General features: G+C 68.5%; 15 protein-coding genes and 3 pseudogenes. 9 read left to right on the forward strand and 9 right to left on the reverse strand.

Features of this window, described 5'->3' with window-relative positions; all coding sequences use genetic code 11:
• Positions 1 to 282: 282 nt before the first annotated feature.
• The 3 genes from ACIOHC_RS37305 to ACIOHC_RS37315 form a co-directional block, all read right to left on the reverse strand.
• Positions 283 to 1,815 (reverse strand): hypothetical protein, encoded by a 1,533-nt coding sequence (locus tag ACIOHC_RS37305; RefSeq protein WP_401846003.1) that lies wholly within the window; start codon positions 1,813 to 1,815, stop codon positions 283 to 285.
• Between the two features lie 400 nt (positions 1,816 to 2,215).
• Positions 2,216 to 2,623 carry a hypothetical protein gene (locus ACIOHC_RS37310; RefSeq protein WP_401846006.1) on the reverse strand — a complete coding sequence of 136 codons (408 nt, stop codon included), beginning with the start codon at positions 2,621 to 2,623 and terminating at the stop codon, positions 2,216 to 2,218.
• A gap of 62 nt (positions 2,624 to 2,685) precedes the next feature.
• Positions 2,686 to 3,129, reverse strand: a complete 444-nt coding sequence (locus ACIOHC_RS37315) for a GtrA family protein (RefSeq protein ID WP_389636407.1) — start codon at positions 3,127 to 3,129, stop codon at positions 2,686 to 2,688.
• 351 nt (positions 3,130 to 3,480) lie between these two features.
• Between ACIOHC_RS37315 and ACIOHC_RS37320 the strand changes: the two genes are divergently transcribed.
• The 5 genes and pseudogenes from ACIOHC_RS37320 to ACIOHC_RS37340 form a co-directional block, all read left to right on the forward strand.
• On the forward strand, positions 3,481 to 4,755 hold the full coding sequence (locus ACIOHC_RS37320) for a molybdopterin-dependent oxidoreductase (protein WP_401846009.1): 1,275 nt from the start codon (positions 3,481 to 3,483) through the stop codon (positions 4,753 to 4,755).
• A gap of 2 nt (positions 4,756 to 4,757) precedes the next feature.
• Complete coding sequence (locus ACIOHC_RS37325; protein ID WP_351080956.1) at positions 4,758 to 5,261, forward strand: hypothetical protein; 504 nt, start codon at positions 4,758 to 4,760, stop codon at positions 5,259 to 5,261.
• Positions 5,258 to 6,025 carry a methyltransferase domain-containing protein gene (locus ACIOHC_RS37330; RefSeq protein WP_351080932.1) on the forward strand — a complete coding sequence of 256 codons (768 nt, stop codon included), beginning with the start codon at positions 5,258 to 5,260 and terminating at the stop codon, positions 6,023 to 6,025. Before ACIOHC_RS37325 ends, ACIOHC_RS37330 begins: the two co-directional genes overlap by 4 nt.
• Positions 6,026 to 6,140: 115 nt before the next feature.
• Positions 6,141 to 8,039, forward strand: coding sequence for a glycoside hydrolase family 15 protein (locus tag ACIOHC_RS37335; protein WP_389636408.1), 1,899 nt, complete (start codon positions 6,141 to 6,143; stop codon positions 8,037 to 8,039).
• A gap of 143 nt (positions 8,040 to 8,182) precedes the next feature.
• A pseudogene (locus tag ACIOHC_RS37340) lies at positions 8,183 to 8,452 on the forward strand (transposase family protein); the annotation flags it as partial.
• Here the strand turns inward: ACIOHC_RS37340 and ACIOHC_RS37345 are convergent.
• The 5 genes and pseudogenes from ACIOHC_RS37345 to ACIOHC_RS37365 all read right to left on the reverse strand — a co-directional run.
• Positions 8,449 to 8,679: pseudogene (locus ACIOHC_RS37345) on the reverse strand (protein kinase family protein); the annotation flags it as partial. The pseudogenes ACIOHC_RS37340 and ACIOHC_RS37345 overlap by 4 nt on opposite strands.
• Positions 8,680 to 8,856: 177 nt before the next feature.
• The gene (locus ACIOHC_RS37350; protein ID WP_351080936.1) at positions 8,857 to 9,222 is read right to left on the reverse strand and encodes a hypothetical protein; all 366 of its coding nucleotides are present in this window, start codon (positions 9,220 to 9,222) and stop codon (positions 8,857 to 8,859) included.
• A gap of 113 nt (positions 9,223 to 9,335) precedes the next feature.
• Entirely contained in the window at positions 9,336 to 10,793 is a 1,458-nt protein-coding gene (locus ACIOHC_RS37355) for a helix-turn-helix domain-containing protein (RefSeq protein WP_365691024.1), read from the reverse strand.
• Between the two features lie 168 nt (positions 10,794 to 10,961).
• On the reverse strand, positions 10,962 to 11,390 hold the full coding sequence (locus tag ACIOHC_RS37360; RefSeq protein ID WP_351080940.1) for a hypothetical protein: 429 nt from the start codon (positions 11,388 to 11,390) through the stop codon (positions 10,962 to 10,964).
• A gap of 134 nt (positions 11,391 to 11,524) precedes the next feature.
• On the reverse strand, positions 11,525 to 12,094 hold the full coding sequence (locus ACIOHC_RS37365) for a transposase family protein (RefSeq protein ID WP_351080942.1): 570 nt from the start codon (positions 12,092 to 12,094) through the stop codon (positions 11,525 to 11,527).
• A 523-nt stretch (positions 12,095 to 12,617) separates the two neighbouring features.
• On the opposite strand from ACIOHC_RS37365, the pseudogene ACIOHC_RS37370 reads away from it, so the two are divergent.
• Positions 12,618 to 12,755: pseudogene (locus ACIOHC_RS37370) on the forward strand (IS6 family transposase); the annotation flags it as partial.
• A 53-nt stretch (positions 12,756 to 12,808) separates the two neighbouring features.
• On the opposite strand, the gene ACIOHC_RS37375 reads toward ACIOHC_RS37370, so the two are convergent.
• Complete coding sequence (locus ACIOHC_RS37375) at positions 12,809 to 13,744, reverse strand: alpha/beta fold hydrolase (protein ID WP_389636410.1); 936 nt, start codon at positions 13,742 to 13,744, stop codon at positions 12,809 to 12,811.
• Positions 13,745 to 13,815: 71 nt separating this feature from the next.
• Between ACIOHC_RS37375 and ACIOHC_RS37380 the strand changes: the two genes are divergently transcribed.
• From ACIOHC_RS37380 to ACIOHC_RS37390, 3 genes are all read left to right on the forward strand, one after another.
• Positions 13,816 to 14,385 (forward strand): helix-turn-helix domain-containing protein, encoded by a 570-nt coding sequence (locus ACIOHC_RS37380; protein ID WP_351080946.1) that lies wholly within the window; start codon positions 13,816 to 13,818, stop codon positions 14,383 to 14,385.
• A 142-nt stretch (positions 14,386 to 14,527) separates the two neighbouring features.
• Positions 14,528 to 14,701 (forward strand): hypothetical protein, encoded by a 174-nt coding sequence (locus ACIOHC_RS37385; RefSeq protein WP_401846014.1) that lies wholly within the window; start codon positions 14,528 to 14,530, stop codon positions 14,699 to 14,701.
• Positions 14,698 to 14,983, forward strand: a 286-nt coding sequence (locus ACIOHC_RS37390; protein WP_401846016.1) for an IS3 family transposase, incomplete at its 3' end; no start/stop codon positions are given. The genes ACIOHC_RS37385 and ACIOHC_RS37390, both read left to right, overlap by 4 nt.

The following is a 14,983-nucleotide window of genomic DNA, read 5'->3' on the forward strand; positions in this document are numbered from 1 at the left end:
GGAAAGCCCGGGCAAGCGTACAACGTCGTAGACGACGAACCTGCGTCGTGGGCCGAGACGTTCACGGCTACCCGCGGCCACGGTCACCGTACGGTTGATGGTCGTCAGCGCCGACGACGGGACGCCATGAACAGGCAACGGAGCTCCTTGCGGGACAAGCTGTCTTGGACGACTGCCTGTACCCACGAGCTCCGTTGCTTCACGTCGAGACCTCGTCAACATCCCTTGCGTGACCAGAAACGCCAACTACCCGGCCTTGGGGGAGCTTCAACCGGGTTGCAGCTACATTGCCGGGCCCGGCTCATGCTCGCCGGCGGGAGTTCCAGGCTTGAGGATGACGGAGGTGTAGTGGTTGGGGAAGAAGTACGAGTAGGACAGGCTTTCGTCGATGTTGCCGAACTCATTGCTCATCATGGACATCAGCGCTGTTGTGCGGGTGCCGTCGCTGGCATAGGCGGTGAACGTTTGGTCGGGTGGCAACCCGGTGGCTCCGATGGTGACTTCGTTGAGGCCTGGGAGTGCCCGGATCAAAGCCGTGCCCTGGCCGGAGCTACCGGAGACGCGCAGGGGGAGGTTCTGCGTGCGCATGCCCAGACCTTGCCGGCCCAGGTTTTGTGTGCTGGTGGCCGGAGTGCTGCGCGCCACGTACACCAGCGCCATGGGCGACTGGCCGATGGGGAGGGTCTTGATCACCGAGTTCGTTCTCGTGTCGATGACGTCGACCGCGTCGGAGTTCTGCAGTGCGACGTAGATCCTGGTGTTGTCGGGGCTCGGCCAGATGCCGTGGGGACCGTGTCCGTTGTTGTGGATGGTCTTCACCAGCGTGGGCGCCGCCCCGGTTTTTGATCGGCGGTACACCAAGGTCTCGTTCAGTCCGCCTACGGTCATGTAGGCGTAGTCGACGCCGCCGACCGTGACGAAGTTGGGGTGGTTGGTGCGCGGCCCCGTGTTCAGCACCGCCTCCACACGCAAGGTGCGTGCATTGACCACAGCGGTGGTCCGGCCGTTGGTGGGCATGCCGAGCCAGATGTCCCGGCCGTCGGGTGAGATGGCCTCGTCGGAGGACCCGCCCGCCTGCGCGGGGATCTGCACGCGCTTGATGATCTTGTGGGAGGCCACATCGATCTGGTCCAGCCGCGAGGCGCGCAGGTGGTTGACGTAGGCGAATTTGCCGTCGGGGCTGAAAACCACCTTCGATGGCCCGTCCTCGGTGTGGATCCGGTCGACCTCCTTGCCGGCCCGCCAGTCGATCACCGAGATGTAGTCCTGGCCGCGCACCGCCACCCACAGGCGCGTGCCGTCCGGCGAGAAGAACCCCTCGTGCGGCGCCCGGCCGACGTACATGGTGCGCACTACTTTGTTGGTTGCGGTGTCAATGATATGGACGGCGTTGGTGGTCACGTCGATCACGTCGAGCCACTTTCCGTCCCGGGAGAAGCCCAGGCCGTGCACGTCGATCTCCCCGTCGTACATCGCCCCCAGCACGTCCGCGCTGGGACTCAACCGCGGCTTGCCCAAGGCGATCGTGCCCAGCACCTTGTTCGTCGCCGGATTGACGACACTCACCGTGTTGGAATCCTGGTCGGCCGTGTACACCCGGTCGTTCCCCGAGATCTTCTGCGCCCCGGACAGCGCCGGAGCTTGGATCAGCGTGCCATGCACTGGCGGGCTGGCGTTCGACTCCACTATGGGTCCCAGCGCCGGATCCAGTTGGGAGGCTGCAGGTTCCCGCGCCCCGGACGTCGTACAACTGGCGAGCGATGCGCACACGACCGCCGCCGCGAGCGCGCGGACCAAGTTGGGTATGGAACCCATGTTCACTCCTTGTGGTCACGTCACCGGCCGCGGATCACCGCGTCGAAAGCTGCCGCCGGCGGCGCTTGGTTTGTGGGGGCTGTGCCGCGTGGCGTGAGAGGTTGCGGCCGGGACCGGTTGCTGCGTTAAATCGAAGGCCGTCGGCGAGAGCAGCACCTGTCATCGCGGCGCCAAGGTCACCTCTTCCGAACGCGGCCACGCATTCCCGGACGTGTGACCGACGACGCCTGATATCGGTCGCCTGAACACTCGTCGGACCGTCAAGGAATCTAGCGGACATTTTCGACATGTTCACCTCGGCCGGAGGTTTTCACTCGGACGACCCATCTGCCTGCAAACGGCGGACGAACGCACGGCGGTTCAGGCTTCGCAGGTGTACGCCGAACGAATTCACGCTGGTTCACGGCGGGCCGACCACAACTGCGCGGCAGGCCTTGCCGGCGCGGCGGGTGGAAAGCGAGGTCGGCTCGCTCGGGGCGGTCGGGAGGGCGAGTTCGGGTTCGGGAGCCTCCCGCACCAGCGATCGCAGCCAGCGCTCCGCCTCCTCCGCCGCGAGTCGCTGCAGCGGATCTCGGCGGAGGAACGACTCGATGACGGGGTGCAGCGGTCCGCACTCCTCGGCGAACGCGGGCGCCTCGGAGCACACCATGGTCAGCAGTTCCTCCGCGTCCTCCTCCGGATAAGGGGCGCGGCCGTCGACGCACCGGTACAGCAGAGCCCCCAGTGCCCACAGATCGGTTGCGGGACCAATGGGGGGCGCGAACCGCCAGGCCGAACGCCCGAACCGCAGACCATGACCACACGCCAACCCGCGCGGGCTCTCACTCGCGGGGTCTCCTGACGGTGTGGCGGGCACGTATGTGTGAGGACTCAGCGGCGGTGGCCTTGGACGACGACCAGTCGCAGCAGGATGAAGCGCACCACGGTCACCAGAGCGAAGCTGGGTACCAGCACCAGGGTCTCTCGTGCAGGTGAGGCGGTGGGCCGGTAGTGGTGGAAGAACAGGACTGCTCCGGATGTGACCAGGTACGCCAGGACGAACAAGGCGCCTGCCGCAAGGTGCGCCTGGACCGCATGGACCCGAGAGCCGCGGAAGGTCAGCCGCCGGTTCGCCTCGGTGTTGAGGACGGTGACGACGCCGAGCGAGGCGAGATCGGCCACGAGAGGAGGCGACCAGTGGCGCAGCACCCAGTACAGCAGGGCTTGACCGGCTGTGGAGGCGACGCCGATCACGGCGAACCAGCCGGCCTGCCTGGTCAGGGTGGCGTGGCCGGGCCGGTCGGAGGCGCTGTGCCGTGCGCTGCGACGTCGCACCTTTCCATCAGGACCCGGGGCACGGGGACTCCTGAAGCAGTTGTTCGACCGTTCGGCTGGTGACAGACACCCGCATGCACCTCAGGCCCGGTCAGTCGGCCTGACCTGTGTCAGCTTGTGAATGTCCTGTCTGGCAGGCACGGGGCGAGGCATGGCACCGCCCCGTCGTAGGGGCCGCTCAGCGACTGGAGGAGAGGGCCGATGGAAAGTGGCGGACGGCCGTCGGGGCCGGCACCGTCCGGTGGGCCGCAACGTCGGGGATCGGACGGAGAGCGCACGCGGGCGTGGCATGAGCGCATGGAGGCTGCTCTGGCGGCTGCCACCGCACGTACCCGGGCGACAGCGCGACGCATGGGCCAGATGCCCCCGCCACCGGGTCCGTTCCGTCCCGGGTTCTGGCGTAGTCCGATCCGCGGGCCCTGGCTGACCTCGGTGTTCGGCCTGGTGCTGCTGATCGGCATCCCGCTGCTGTTCGTCACCGGACTGCTCTCCTACGCCTCCTACAACCCCGGGCTGAGCCCCCTCAATGACAAGACTCCCGACAAGGGCGTGCTGGGCTTCTATCTGTTCAGCTGGCCCACGCACCCGTACTGGCTGTACCGGCTGCTCCAGGGCGTGCACGTGACCCTGGGTGTGGTCCTGGTGCCGGTGCTGCTGGCCAAGTTGTGGTCGGTGATCCCGAAGCTGTTCGAGTGGCTGCCGGTGCGCTCCGTCGCCCATGGACTGGAGCGGCTCTCTTTGCTGATGCTGGTCGGCGGGGTCATCTTCGAGTTCGTCACCGGCATCCTCAACATCCAGCTCTACTACGTCTTCCCGGGCTCGTTCTACCGCCTGCACTTCTACGGCGCCTGGGTGTTCATCGCCGCCTTCGTCGTCCACGTGGGCCTCAAGCTCGGCCGGATGAGACGTGCCCTGCGCTCTCGCAGTCTGAGCGCCGAACTGCGCACCGACCTCGCCCACACCCTGCCCGAACCCCCCGACCCCGACGGCCTGGTGGCAGCCGCCCCCACCCCGCCGACGATGAGCCGCCGCGGCGCGGTGGGCATGGTGGGAGCGGGATCGCTGCTCCTCCTCGTCATGACCGCCGGACAGAGCATCGGCGGCCGGCTGCGCGGCACGGCGCTCCTCGCACCGCACAACCGCGATCCGGGCAGGAGCCCGAACGGCTTCCAGATCAACAAGACGGCGGAGGCTGTCGGTGTCACTCCCGTGCTCGTCGGCCCCACCTGGCGGCTGGAGGTGCACGGACGCGGAGCGCCACTGGTCTTCACCCGCGAGCAGCTCCTGGCCATGCCTCAGCACGCCGCCGCACTGCCGATCGCCTGTGTGGAGGGATGGTCCACCGACGACCAGCACTGGAGCGGCCTACGGCTGGCCGACCTCGCCGCCATGACCGGCATGTCCGGCGCCGGAAGCGTCCTGGTCGAATCCATCCAACCGCCCGGCCCGTTCACCAGAGTGGTGCTGCGGGGCAACCAGATCCACGACCTCCGAGCGCTGCTCGCCCTCCGCGTCAACGGCGCACATCTCTCGCTCGACCACGGATACCCGGCCCGCATCATCGTCCCGGCCAACCCCGGCGTGAACAACACCAAGTGGGTCCACCGGCTCACCTTCAGGGCGTGACCATGGCACGAATCGTCCGCTGGTACGGCTCCGGCCCCCTGCACCTTCTCGTCCTCATCGCCTCGTTCGCGCTCACCGGCTACGCCATGGTGCGCCTGTTCGCCGTCCGGCCGCTGGAGGTGGCGATCTGGTTCGTCGGTGCCGCCATCCTCCACGACCTGATCCTGCTGCCCCTGTACTCGCTGGCCGAGTTGTCGGCACTCTCCGTACTACGGCATCGCGCTACCGTCGGACCGGCGGTGCCGTGGATCAACTACCTGCGCGTCCCCGCCTTCCTGGCCGGTCTGCTCCTGCTGGTCTGGTTCCCCCTCATCTTCCGGCTGGCGGCCCCCTACCCCGGTTACACCGGGTTGTCCTACGACGTCTACCTCGGCCGATGGCTGGCGATCACCGGCGTGCTCTTCGCCGCCTCCGCAGTGGCCTTCGCGACCAGGCTTCGCCGCGTCCGGCGGGCCGCCCGCGCCGACGAGGAACGCCCACCGTCCGACCCCGACGGCCCCCCGTGACGACCGAGGAGAACCGACCCGCACGCCAGGACCCCTACGCACTGGCCCTGCGGACCGGCGGCGGGCCGGTGTACCTACGGCTGACGGACGGACGGTGGACCTGGTTGCCGGTGCACCGCTGGTACGCACAACCCACCAGGGCCGACGAAACCCTGCTGGAGCGCTGCGCCGGCCCCGTCCTGGACGTCGGCTGCGGGCCGGGTCGGCTGTGCAGTGCACTCCTGCACCAGGGCATCTTCGCCGTCGGCATCGACGTTGCCCCGCGGGCGGTCGCCCGCACCATCGCTCTCGGTGGGACGGCACTGTGCCGGTCGGTGTTCGCCCCCCTTCCTGGTGAGGGAGCCTGGCAGACCCTCCTGCTGGCCGACGGGAACATCGGTATCGGCGGCGACCCCCGGGCCCTGCTCCGACGGTGTACACAGCTCATCGCACCGACGGGTGTCCTGCTCGTCGAGGTCGAGCAGATCGACGTCGCAGAGCGCTGTACCGCATGGGTGGAAGACACCCATGGCCATCGGGGTCCGCCGTTTCCCTGGGCACGTCTCGGCGCTCCGGCGCTCCGCCGCATCGCGGCGGAACTCGGCCTCGGCGTCACCGACGAGTGGCAGGGCGATCACCGGAGTTTCCTTGCACTGAGCCCTCAGTGCACTGCCCGGGGGGCGTCCCAACCGACGCGGGATCGGCGATCCGGTTGCGAGGACATCGGTCGGGCTCCGGTGACTAACGAACAGGGGGCCTCGCCGGATCGTGGCACTCCGCCATGACAACAACGGCGGCGGGAGGTCCGGCCCGCCGATGGTGCCGCTTGAGTGAGGTCAGTCCGCTGCGCAGGGAGGTTGTGATGGATCACCGACCGGCACCTGATGTGGGCCTGCCCCGATGGCGGTGGCTCAGACCGTCCTGGCCGAGTCCGGGGCAGACGGGCTGCGGTCGGTGAGCGCGCGACCGATCGGTGACCATGCCCTGCTGTCCGACTGCCGCTCGGCCGCCCTGGTCACCTCCGAGGGCTCGGTGGACTGGCTGTGCCTTCCCCGCTTCGACAGCCCGGCGATCTTCGCCCGGCTCCTCGACGAGGACGCCGGCCACTGGTCCATCCGTACCGCCGGACCCGCCGACGTCAGCCGCCGCTACGCCGAGGAGACCCTCGTCCTGGAGACGACCTTCCGGGCAGCTGGAGGCACGGCAGTTGTACGCGACGCGCTCGCCCTGGGACGGCGCGAGCGCGGACACGCACTCGGCGAGGCATCCCCCGGAATTCTGCTGCGTCAGGTCACCTGCACCGAAGGACAGGTGACCCTCGACATCGCCTACGCGCCACGCCCGGAGTTCGGGCTGATCCATCCGCTCCTGACACCGGTCCGGGGCGGGCTCGCGGCGTACGGCGGCGCCCACGTGCTCCTGTTGTCCAGCCCCGTCGAGCTGACGGTAAGCGGTTCCACCGCGCACGGCCGCTTCACCCTGCGGGCATCGGACCGCCTCGGCTTCGCATTGCATGTCGGGCCGGCGTGGGGAAGCGAGCCGGTGCGCTGGCGGGCGGGGCGCGTCCGGCGGCGCCTGAACGACACCGCCGAGGGCTGGCGCTCGTGGTCCCGGCAGCACCGGGGCTACATTGGCCCCTGGCAGAAAGAGGTGGCACACAGCGGACGCGTGCTGCGGGGGCTGACCTTCGCCCCTACGGGAGCCATCGTGGCCGCGGCCACCACCTCACTGCCCGAACGCCCCGGCGGCACACGCAACTGGGACTACCGCTACACCTGGGTCCGCGACGCGAGCTTCACCCTCCAAGCACTCGCCACCGCCGCCTGCGAGAAGGAGAAGGACAAGTTCTTCGGCTTTCTCGCCCGCGCCGCGGCAACCCAGCTCCACCGCGGCGTGAACCTGCAGATCATGTACGGCATCGGCGGTGAACACGACCTCAGCGAGCGGCTGCTGCCCCACCTGACCGGCTGGCGCGACAGCACCCCCGTGCGCACCGGGAACGACGCCTGGCGCCAACGCCAGCTCGACGTCTACGGCGAACTCCTCGACGCCGCCCACGAGACCCTCCCAACCGGAGAGCGCCTGGACCCACCCACCCGCGCCTTCCTGGTCGAGGCGGCCGACACGGCCGCCCGTCGCTGGACCGAGCCCGACCAGGGCATCTGGGAGAGGCGCGGACCGAGCAGACACTTCCTGCACTCGAAACTGATGTGCTGGGTCGCCCTGGATCGCGCCATTGCCATGGCCCCGGCGCTTCAGGCCGACGAACGCCTGCCCCACTGGCGGCATGAGCGGGACAACATCCGCCAAGCAGTCGAAGAGCGCGGCTGGAACGCCGGATTGGGGGCCTTCGCCCAGGCGTTCGGCAGTGACGAGCTGGACGCATCGGCGCTGATGCTGCCCATCGTCGGCTTCCTTCCTCCGCACGACCCGCGCGTTCTGTCGACCGTGCTGGCCGTCGCCACCCACCTCACCGACCGCAACGGCCTGGTCCGCCGCTACCTCGGCGACGAGATCGAGGAAGCGGAAGGAACCTTCCTGCTGTGCACCTTCTGGCTCGCCCAGGCTCTCGCCCTGACCGGTCATGTCGTCCATGCACGGCAGGTGTTCCAGACCGCCCTCGCACACGCCAACGATGTCGGCCTGCTCGCCGAGGAAACCGACCCCGTCACGGGAGAGGCCCTCGGCAACTTCCCTCAAGCCTTCAGCCACATCGGACTCATCAACGCCGCCCGCGCCATCCGCGATGCCGGGCAGCAACCCGCACCGCAAGGAACCGAACACCGGTCCCCGGCATGAATCGACGACTGCCGCGTGTACGCCTTCAGGGGGAGTGTCGATCAACGGCTCTGTTCCTTAGTGGGTGGTGACGGCAGGTGTCTGGCGTCGTTGACATTGATGCCAACTCCCTTGTGGCAATGGTGTTTTGAGGGCCACCGGCACTGGTGATCGATGATGTGGCGGACGACGGCGAGGTGATCCGGGCCTTGGCCCGGACCAGGGATGTTCCCTTTCCCTGCCCGATGTGCGGGGTGCCGACGGGGAAGGTGCACGGATACCACGTCCGGACGGTTGCGGATGTGCCGGTCGACGGCCGCCGGGTCGTGGTCAACGTCCGGGTACGACGTCTGGTCTGCCCGGTCCTGGGCTGCCGGCGGCAGACCTTCCGCGAGCAGGTCCCTGGGCTGATCGAGCGCCTTCAGCGTCGCACGGCCATCTCTCGCCAGGCCCCGAACCAGGCCGAGCCCACCCCATACCGGTAGAACATCGGCGATCCGAAGAGGTTTGCCGTCGACCGCGCGCTCTCCAGCCGCATCTCGGTGCCCGTCAGGGGAATCCGCTCGACGAACACCCGCTTGCCGTCGATGTCCAGCTCCGCCGACCTGCCGCCGATGCCGGACCCGAGCGGGTCGGCGGCGGCCACGACCTCGCCGAGCCTCCGGGCCGGGGGCCCGCCTTGCGGCGCCGCCCGGGGCGCCGTTTCCGTCCTGTCGGACTCAGGACCGGCCCGGGTCCTGCCGAAGGGCATGTGGCCGTGCCGTTAAGGATGGCAGCACGAAGGCCCGTACCGAGGAGACTTCTGCCACCCGATACAGGCCCTCGTGGCCATGCGGGATCAGTCGTTCCAGACGTCGCCCTTGAAGTCGCCGCCGGTACCACGCTCGTAGTAGCGCTGCCCGTACAGGCCGCCCACGCAGGTCTGCTGGTAGCGATAGGCGTTGGTGGCGATGGAGCCGACCATCACGCCCGTGTCGGCGTCCCACAGCTCGGCCCGGCCCCAGTAGCTGAGGGCCTTGTGCGTGCCGCCGAAGCAGACCTGGTGGTTGCCGTTGGCCGGGATGCTGCCGCTGGTGCACACGTTGCCGCCCCAGCTCTCGCAGGTCGCACTCGCCGCGCTCGCAGGCGAGGCAACGACCCCGATGGTCACGGCGGCCATGGTGGAGGCCATCAGGCCGAGTCGGGCGAATCGATTCTTCTTCATGTTCGTTCCTCCGTTCGGCGAGCCGGCTGGCGCCGGCCCCGACGAGCTCAACCTATGGACGAACGCCTTCCCGCCGGTATCCCATCGGTGCACGGTTGCCGGGCAGGCGGCAGTCACGCATGCACGGTCGGGCTCTCCAGAGCGAGGAAGGCCAGCACGGCCTCGTACACGTCCGGGCCGCCCGCCGTCAGCTCCTTCCCCAGCAATGCCTCGGCGCTCCGCAGGTGCTCGCGGACCGTCTGGGGGTGGAGGCCGAGCGTTCCCGCAGTCGCCTCGACCCCGCAGTCGGCGCAGATCCAGGCTCTGAGCGTCCGGTGCAAGTCGCGGGCGTCGGTGTCGAGCGGACCCAGGAAGTCCCGGGCCCACGCCCGTCCGGTATCCGTCCCCATCAGCGTCGGCAGGTCCGGGACCGGGCCGCAGCATCCCGGTGCGGTGGGCCGGTCCCCCAGTTGCAGGGCAACGTACAGAGCGGTGCGTACGTGTACGTCGTGCGGGTTCACGCCCAGGAGTTCACCTGCCCGCTCCATTCGCGACCGGACGGTGTTGCGGCTGACCCCCATGATCTTCGCTGTCCGTACGGCGGTGAACCTCAGCGCCAGGCCCATCGTCGACAGCATCTGGGCCCTGGCCCGCGCCGGCAGTGCGTCCAGCGGCCGCAGCAGGTGCGATGCCCAGCGTGCTGCCTCGGCAGTGGGCAGCAGATCCATCGGCTCCGTACAGGCAGTGTGGCCCGCGCGGCGGGCGGGCAGGTGCCGGGCGGCAACCAGGTTGCGGTAGGCGTCGTCGTAGGCCGTCGCCACGTGCGCCAGCGCGTGGTGGTGGCTGCGTCCCAGGATCACCCGCGGATGGCGGGCGACGTAGTCGGACAAGTCGCGTCCAACGCAGTCGGGAGCCCTCATGTCAGCGACGGGCACCACCACGATCACATGGTTGTCGAAGGCGGGACACGGGACTACGAGGGCCCGGCCGGCGGTCAATTCCGCACAGTCGCGGGCAACCTGGGCCCGTTCGGCCATCGGCATCTCCAGCAGGGCCATCCAGGCCCAGTCCGCGTCGAGCAGTCCCGGATTCATCCCGGCCGCAGTGCGCTGGGCCAGGGCCACGTCCCCGCCCATCAGCAACTGCAGCACAGCGGAGCGCAACTGGAGCGAACGCACCTCCCATTCCCGTCGCTCCGCTTCGGCCTCCGCCACCCGCAGCACCAAGTCGAGGACTACTGCGGCATGGCCCGCCAGCGCGGCATCCTCCCCGTCCAACGGGCAGGACCGGGTGATGACGAGGACGCGGTAAGGTGGCTCACCGCCCAAGGCAACCACCCGGGTGTGGCCTTCCGGTCCGGAAACCACGGCCGACCCCAATTCTCCCCTGACCACAGCCCGCACCTCAGGTCTGCGGTCCGCCTCGCCGGCTCGGACGACCTCGGCGGTGCCCCCGAGTGTCCGGGCCAGCCAGATCGTGGTGCGGCGCGCCGCCGCCTCCGCTCCGTCGGGCCCCACACGCGCGTGCCGCAGGAGTTCCGTCAACCGTACGGTCGGCAGTTTCGCGCCGCCTGCCGCCTTCGCCAAACCCATTCTGTGTCCATCTCCCCCCGAAGAATTGCGCCGCACCGCACAGAGCCCCCGCCAACTTGAAGTCACAGGTCAAAGGGCTGGTGTGACGGTCGTCCGGAGTACTCGCGCTGGTCGTGTGCGGCAGTCTGCGGAGTAGCTCGTTTGTCAGCGTGTTTTCGACATGGATGTTCAGGATGGGAACACCAATGTCCGTTTGCGTGGCTCCGCCCCTGGACGGGTTCGGGGGTAGCGGCCGGCGAAGGTACCGATGACAAGAGCAGCCGTGGTGAGGCCGGCGGGGACGACGAAAGCCATCAGGCACGCCCGTGCAGCACGCCCCCAGGGCTTCGTCCAGCGCAGGGCGAGCGTGTCCCGCACCCGGCCGCTGCGCTCGACCCAGCGGACGACGAGGATTGCGGCGAGGGCAGGCGCCAACATCGCGGCCGCGATGCACACCTGCTCCAGTGCACCAGTCTCCACGCGTGCGTCACCGCGCTGGTAACCGCCGGCCAGGAGTGGTGACATGGCCGCCCACATGCCGATGTAAGCGACACCGAGGAAGATGAACAGACCACGTCGCCGGTTGACGAGCGGTAAGTGCCTGGTTGCAAGCGTCATGACGTGAAACCTACGGATCGGCGCAGCAGCGAGGAATCCAGCTAGAGCGCATATCGACAGTGGAGCTGACTCCCCTTCCTGCAGGGAGACCTCTCCACCCATCGAAGACAGTCAGCGGTTGACTTCGAGGTTCGTCAGGACCAGCGTGCGCAGGAGGCGGGTGGCGCGGGCGGGGTCGGTGCGGAGTTTGGTGAGGGTCCGCCATTCTTGAGGTGGGCGAAGCCGTGTTCGGCTGGTGCGCGTCCGGTGGCAAGGGCGCGGTTGGCGTCCTTCTGGCCTGGGGTGAGCTTGTCGGCGCGGGCCGCGGTGAAGCCGGTAACGATCACGGGGTCACGTACGTCGTTGTCCAGGCCCTGGAAGCCGAGGTCCGCCAGGGCCCCGAGGCCGGCTGCGCGCAGGTGAGCCGGGATGTGATCGTGGCGGGCGGCGGTGATGTCGTGGGTGCGGACCGGCCGGGCCGCAGATATCCAGATCAGGCAGCCTCTCTCGAAGGGCAGGGCGAGAAAGTGCAGGCCATGATGGTGGTGTTTGCCGGAGTAGTTCCGTCGGTCGGCTCTTCCGGCGCGGCGCGGCGCTGGGTGGGGATGAGGGTGCCGTCGATCAGGACGACCCCCCCGCCCCGCTTGGGGATCTTCTTCAGGGCGCGGTACCGGCGCGGTGTTCGCGCTGGACCAACTCTCCGCCCGGCAGCCCCCGGTGATCATCGGTGACCATCCTGACCCACCCCGGAGCCACCCCCGATCTGTCCTAGGGGGTTACGCCCGCGCAGGCCCGGTCAGTCGAACGCGCGCAGCGCCAGCCGCGCAACTCCCATGGTCCCTCGCCCGATCCACCCGAGCAGTCCTGTCTCCACGGCCAGCTCGGCAGCATCCCCGGCCGCTTCCGCCCGGTCCGGCCAGGAACGGCACTGGGAACAGGAACTAGGCCAACGACGCTTCCGCACGCCACACTTCTTGCACACCATCATGGCCCCATTCTCCCTCCCCGGCTCACCCCGAACCTCCCGATCCGCACAGCCAGATGACTCCAAACCACGCACCCGGAGCCGGAACTGGCGTGCCGGTCAGAAATGAAGCCGTCAAATCATCCCGACGGCACGGCAAGCGCGGAGGCACTGTCACGTTGGCGGGCGGCGTGGGAGGACCTCGAATTTGATCACGCTGGAGGGGGATCGTCCGTGGTGAGCGCGTTGCCGTCGTATAAGGGCACCGGTACCCGGTCGAGGTCATCTCCCACTGCGTGTGGCTGTACTTCCTCTTTCCGCTCAGCTTCCGTGAGGTGGAGGAGATGATGCTCCGGCGCGGTGTCACCGTCTCGTACGGGACGGTCCGCCGGCGGTGTGTGAAGTTCGGGCAGGCCTACGCCAGCCGACCAAGGCGCCTGGCCGTTGCCGGCCGGTGTTCCGTTGACGTTGGACGTCACCTGCCGAGCAGGTCCTGGACCGCCTGCAGCACGGCGTCAGGACGTCGCCAGTGCATGGTGACGTGTCCGACACCGTCGATGAGGCGGTTCTCGCCGCGCGGGACTGACGCAGCCAACGCTGTGTAGAGACGCGCCTTGCCCTGGATCTCCTCCTCCAACAGCGACTCCGAATCACTCGCCGAAACCGCCTCCTTGAAGGCATCGATCCCCATAGACGTGAGGACGATGATCGGCACGTCCGGCAGTGGCGCCGCGCGACGCATCTCGTCGTGGAGCTGATCGACGCTCTTCGCTTCCTGGAAGCCGACCCGCAGCCATTCCGGGCTGACATGGCGTTCGGTGAGCGGCCCCCGGATGACCTCGGGCCAGTCGGCCAACTCCTGTGCGAACAGGCTCCGGTACATCTGGACGACTTCGTCTGGCAGCTCGTCGGGAAGTGTCTGGTCCGGGTCCCAGGACTCCCACTGGTCGACCAGTCGCCGGGGCATATAGGCGTTGTAGTCCTCGTGTGCGGGATCCAGCAGGAGCAGACCGGCCGTCTCATCCGGGAACCGCGTCGCGTAGTGGCGGGCGTAGAGGCCGCCGAGAGAGTGCCCGACCAGCAGGTACGGAGCGGGAATGTCCGCGCTCCGCAGCATGTGGTGCAGTTCGTCGGTCACTTCTGCCGAGGTGCGCGGCAGTTCGACGCGGTCGCTCCACCCCGTTCCGGCCCGGTCGTACACCACGCTTGTGGTGAGCTCGGCCGCCTTCTCCTGGACGTTCCAGTAGTCGAGGCCGACCGTGCCGCCCCCGGGCAGGAAGACCACTGAGGGGCTCCCGCTGCCCGAGCGGTGCAGCAGTAGCCGACGCCCCTCCACCTCGCAGTACTCCCCGAGCGGTGGTACCGCCTCGGCCGTCGTGGTCGGGAGCGCCCCGGGCGGCTGGTTCTGCATCGCTGACTTCCTCACTGCCGGCACTGCGTTTCCAATTTTGGGAACGGTATCAGATATGGGATCGTGGCCTGGTGGACACGCTTGAACTACTCCTGCATCCGGTGAGGGTGCGCATCGTGCACGCCATGTCCGGCGGACGTACGCGCACGACCTCCGACCTGTGCGTGAGCCTGCCCGATGTCCCCAAGACCACCCTGTACCGGCACGTCGGCCTGCTGGCCGACGCCGGAATCCTGGAAGTCACCGACGAACAGCGTGTACACGGCGCCGTCGAACGGCATTACCGCCTGCGCCGTGAGCGGGCAACGATCGACGCCGACGCGGCCGCGTCGATGTCCCTGGAAGACCACCGCCACGGGTTCACGGCCGCCATGGCCGCCCTGCACGCCGAATTCAACGCCTACCTCGACCGGGACCACGCCGACCCGACCGCCGACTCGGTGGGCTACACCCAGGTCCCGCTCTGGCTGAGCCAGGACGAACTCGCCGAGCTCATCGCCGAGGTCCGCACCGCCATCGTGTCCAGGATGGACAACAAGCCCACAGCACACCGCCGCCTTCATCTGCTGAGTCCGATCCTGTTCCCCATCGAGGAACGGCCTCAGCAGGACCGGGACTCCTCTCCGGGGTCCAGCGAGTGATGAGGTGACCCCTGTGGTGTGGACACACCTGACAATGGATCTTGCTGATCCTGGAAGGTGTAGATCTACGTGGCACGGCCCTCGAAGTACAGTGCGGAGTTCCGGTCCGACGCGCGTCAACCCCGAGACGCTGCGGACCTGGGTGCGTGATGCCGACGGTCGTCCAGTCGCCGCAGGCGCGTCGCAGGACACCGAGGCCGAGTTGGCCCGGCTGCGGGCGGAGAACGCGCGGCTGGCCAAGGCGGAGAAGGAATGGCAGCTGGAGCGGGAGATCCTGCGTCGGGCAGCGGCCTATCTCGCCCGGGAGATGAAGTGAAGACCTCCGCTTGGGACTTCGTCTCCACCCACGCCGAGATGTTCGGCATCAAGCGGATATGCCGGGTGCTGGAGGTCTCCCGCTCGGGCTACTACCGGTGGATCACCGGCGCTGAGGCGCGGGCGGGGCGGCAGTTCGAGGAGGACGCCCTGGTCGAGGAGATCCGCGAAATCCATGCCGAACACCGCGGGAACTACGGCGCGCTTCGAGTCCATGCCGAACTGCGCGGCTTCGGCCACACGGTCAACCACAAGCGCGTGGCCAGGCTGATGCGGAAGCACG

Origin of the sequence: Streptomyces sp. NPDC088252 (genome assembly GCF_044740965.1) — a bacterium.
GTDB lineage: Bacteria > Actinomycetota > Actinomycetes > Streptomycetales > Streptomycetaceae > Streptomyces.